1 protein-coding gene and 1 pseudogene are annotated in these 3,898 nt (G+C 69.7%); one reads left to right on the forward strand and one right to left on the reverse strand.

The window, feature by feature from the left end; translation table 11 throughout:
- Positions 1 to 82: 82 nt before the first annotated feature.
- Positions 83 to 870: pseudogene (locus tag ABZ818_RS42575) on the reverse strand (transposase); the annotation flags it as partial.
- Positions 871 to 975: 105 nt separating this feature from the next.
- Here ABZ818_RS42575 and ABZ818_RS42580 point away from each other — a divergent pair.
- The gene (locus tag ABZ818_RS42580) at positions 976 to 3,063 is read left to right on the forward strand and encodes a serine/threonine-protein kinase (RefSeq protein WP_361427648.1); all 2,088 of its coding nucleotides are present in this window, start codon (positions 976 to 978) and stop codon (positions 3,061 to 3,063) included.
- Positions 3,064 to 3,898 lie beyond the last annotated feature (835 nt).

Consider the following 3,898-nt stretch of genomic DNA (forward strand, 5'->3'; position numbering starts at 1 on the left):
TGAACGTCATCTGGGCACTGATCCGTGACCGAAGGTGCTACCAAGTCGCACCACCCGTCACCGGGGCGGCTTGACAACAACATTAGGAAGCCTCCAAAAGCAGCGCCCCCAGAGGTCTTACACCCTCAACACCAGCCGGGATGAGACCAGCCCGGACCAGCATCACTCGGGCGGAGTTCTTGTCCCTGGGGGACACGACTGCGCACGCGGTGCAGGTGTAGGTACGTTCCGAAAGAGGAAGTGCGTGCTTGGTTCTCGCTCCGCACGATGCGCAATCCATAGTGGTATGCGCGGGGTGTACGAGGCGGACGTCCCGCCCGTGCTTGCGGCCCATCCCGGTCAGGGCCATCTTGGTGGCTCCAATGGTGGCGCCGGCTGCCTTGCGGGCCATGGTGGTCTTGGCAAGGAACTTCGGCCGGACGTCCTCGACGGCGATGACGTCGTGGTCGCGGACGACGCGCTTGGCCCACTTGCGGGCGGTGTCCTGCCGCTGCCGCGCAACCTTCTTGGAGACCTGCGCGGCCTGCCGCTGCACCTTCCTGTAGCCCTTGGACGCGGCCTGCCCCTTGGCGGGCCGGCGGCCGGCCATCATCCGCTGATACCGGGCCAGACGCTGCGCGGCCCGCTTGCCGTGTTCGGCGCGCGGGAGGTCGTGCGCGTCCGATGTGGTGCTGGCGGTCTCCTTGACGCCCCGGTCGATGCCGCGAACGGCCCCGGTTCGGGGATCGGTTGCACCTCGGTGGCGACGACGAACGACGCGTTCCAGTGGCCGAGGCTGTCCCGGTACACCCGCACCGACGGCGGAGCGGACGGCAGTTCACGCGACCACACCACTGTCACGGCGATGCCGCCCGCAAGGTACAGGCGGCCCGTTATGGGCGACTTGCCGTTCTTCGAGCGATATGCGATACGTGGAGAGAGCCCCTTCAGCGCTCGCCGAGGAACCCCTGCTGGCCGTCCTGGAAGAGGAGTGCCATGACAGGAGCGCAAGAGGCCGCCGGGCGCGTGATCACCGGACGTTACCGGCTTCTGCGTCGGCTCGGTACCGGCGGCATGGGACGTGTGTGGCTGGCGTACGACCAGGAACTGGCGTGCGAGGTCGCGCTCAAGGAGATCATTCTGCCGCCGGACGTCCCCGAATGCGAGGTGAGCTCCCGGATCGCGAGGGCCCGCGGCGAGGCCCGGCACGCCGCCCGGCTGCGCAACCATCCGCATGTCGTCACCGTGCACGACATCGTGGAGGAGGGCGGCCTGCCGTGGATCGTCATGGAGTTCGTGCCCGGTGCCATGGATCTGGAGGCGGTGGTGCGCGAGCGGGGGCCACTGCCGCCCGGCAACGTCGCCCGGATCGGTCTGGCGGTCCTCGACGCCCTGCTGGAGGGACACCGGCTCGGCGTCCTGCACCGGGACGTCAAACCGGCCAACATCCTGCTGACCCATCCGGGGCCCCAGCCCTCCTATCCGACGGAGGGCGGCGGCCAGGTGATGCTCACCGACTACGGCATCGCGCTGGAGCCGAGCTCCGGGGAGGACCGCCTGACCGCCACCCTGGAGATCCTCGGGACGCCGCGCTTCATGGCCCCGGAGCGGGCCAACAGTCAGCCGCCCACCCCTGCCGCCGACCTGTTCTCGCTCGGGGCCACCCTGTACTACGCCCTCGAGGGGGCCGGCCCCTTCGACCGCGACACCGCCCTCGCCACGCTGAGCGCCCTGCTGTTCGAGTCCCCGAGCCCGCCGCGCCGGGCGACGGAGCTGACCCCGGTCCTCCTCGGGCTGCTGGCCAAGAACCCCGCGGACAGGATGGACGGTGAGGAGGCCGCCCGGCGGCTCGCCTCCGTCGCCGACCAGCCCCACCCGTCCCCTTTGCAGCAACCGGCTCCCTCACCGAACGTGCCGCCGCCCGAGCAGCCCCCCGCCTCGAAGCCGCCGCGCCCCCAGGAATCGGCCCCGCCCACCGAGATCCTGTCGCCGGCCGAGCCGGAGGAACCGACCGGCCCGCCCCTGCAACCGCTGCCGCACAAAGGGGACGAGGCCCGGCTGCGGCCCCGCCCGCCGCGGCCCGGAAACCGCCGGGCCAGGCTCATTGCGGGGGTGGCGCTGGCGGCGCTTGCCGCGGCGGGCGGCGGCATCTACCTGGCACAGTCCCGTTCCTCGGGTCCCACCGCACCGTCCGTGTCCTCGATCCAGGTCGGCAAATCCCCGGGCGGGGTGGCGGTGTCGCCGGACGGACGCCGGGCCTACGCGACCAACTACTTCGGCCCGGCTTCGGTGTCGATGATCGACACCGAAGCCCACCGCACCGTGGGCAACCCCATTCCCGTCGGCGACAAGCCGCAGGGGGTGGCGGTGTCCCCGGACGGAAGCCGGGCCTACACGGCCAACTACGGCTCGGCCTCGGTGTCGGTGATCGACACCGCCACCAACCACACCGTGGGCAACCCCATCCATGTCGGCAAGGACCCAGTCGGGGTGACGGTGTCCCCGGACGGACGCTGGGTCTACGTGGCCAACTCCGGCTCGGATTCGGTGTCGGTGATCGACACCGCCACCAACCACACCGTGGGCAACCCCATCGGCGTCGGCGACAAGCCGTACGGGGTGGCGGTCTCCCAGGACGGAGGCCGGGCCTACACGGCCAATGCCGGCTCGGATTCGGTGTCGGTGATCGACACCGCCACCAACCACACCGTGGGCAACCCCATCGGCGTCGGCAAGAAGCCGGTCGGGGTGACGGTCTCCCCGGACGGACGCCGGGCCTACACGGCCAACTCCGGCTCGGATTCGGTGTCGGTGATCGACACCGCCACCAACCACACCGTGGGCAACCCCATCGGCGTCGGCAAGAAGCCGGTCGGGGTGGCGGTCTCCCCGGACGGACGCCGGGCCTACACGGCCAACTCCGGCCCGGATTCGGTGTCGGTGATCGACACCGCCACCAACCACACCGTGGGCAACCCCATCCATGTCGGCGGATACCCGGTCTGGGTGGCGGTCTCCCCGGACGGACGCCGGGCCTACACGGCCAATGAGGGCTCGGCCTCGGTGTCAGTGATCAAGTTCTAGCCTCCCCTTTTCGCTTGGGGCGACGGAGTCCAGTGGGTCACGGTGGGCCGGCGGTTTTCGGCTGCTGGTCGCCGGGCGGGCATGGCCGCGGCCCGACGCCGGGGCCGGGTTCTCCAGGGATCCTCGGGTCGTAGGCGGGCAGGGACGAGGTGTTCCCCTTGTGGATCTTCCTCGTCTCTGTCCGTGGGACCGTCGCGTGGGAGGGGCCCAGATGTCATCGATCACGTGGGTGGGCTGTCCGGAGTGTCGCCACTACATGCGGCAGGGGCACACGATCGCGGGACAGCCCCGCAAAGACCGCCCCACTGCCGCACCCGCCCCACTGCACTCCCCACCTCCAGGCCGTTGACAGTGGTCCGGCTGTAGCACCAAGCTGCAGTACTAAACTGACAAATCAGGAGTAATCCATCACCCCAAGCCAAGGGAGCTCATCATGGCGACAAGCGTCCGGAAGCGCATCCGACACCTCGTCGGTGCGTTTTGCGCTGCTGCGCTACTCGCCGGAGCAGTGGGCGTGACGAGTGCTGAGGCAATGCCTCAGACAACGAACGCCACGGCGGAATCGCTGAGCGCGGGCTGCGCGGGCCCCCAGAACCCGCCGGGCTGTTAGAAGCTGCCGGTGGCTGGTTGCGACCGGCGTGACCAACCGCTCCGGTCGCGCGTGACGGGCGTGTGTGTGTCGGGCATGCAATGCCTTGACTGCTCCCCTCCCTGAAGGGAGGGGATTCCTGGCTCAGGCCGCTCTACCTTCTTGTTCGGGTTGATCGAGCCATTCGTAGGGTTGGGTCGCCCAGAGGTGCTGGGTGTGGCTATCAGGCTGCTGCCGTTCCATGGC

The organism is Streptomyces sp. NPDC047453, from assembly GCF_040643155.1.
Taxonomy (GTDB): Bacteria; Actinomycetota; Actinomycetes; order Streptomycetales; family Streptomycetaceae; genus Streptomyces.

Excerpts from the sequence above, each read along its gene's own strand:
- ABZ818_RS42580 (WP_361427648.1), top strand. The coding sequence starts at position 976 with ATGACAGGAGCGCAAGAGGCCGCCGGGCGCGTGATCACCGGACGTTAC.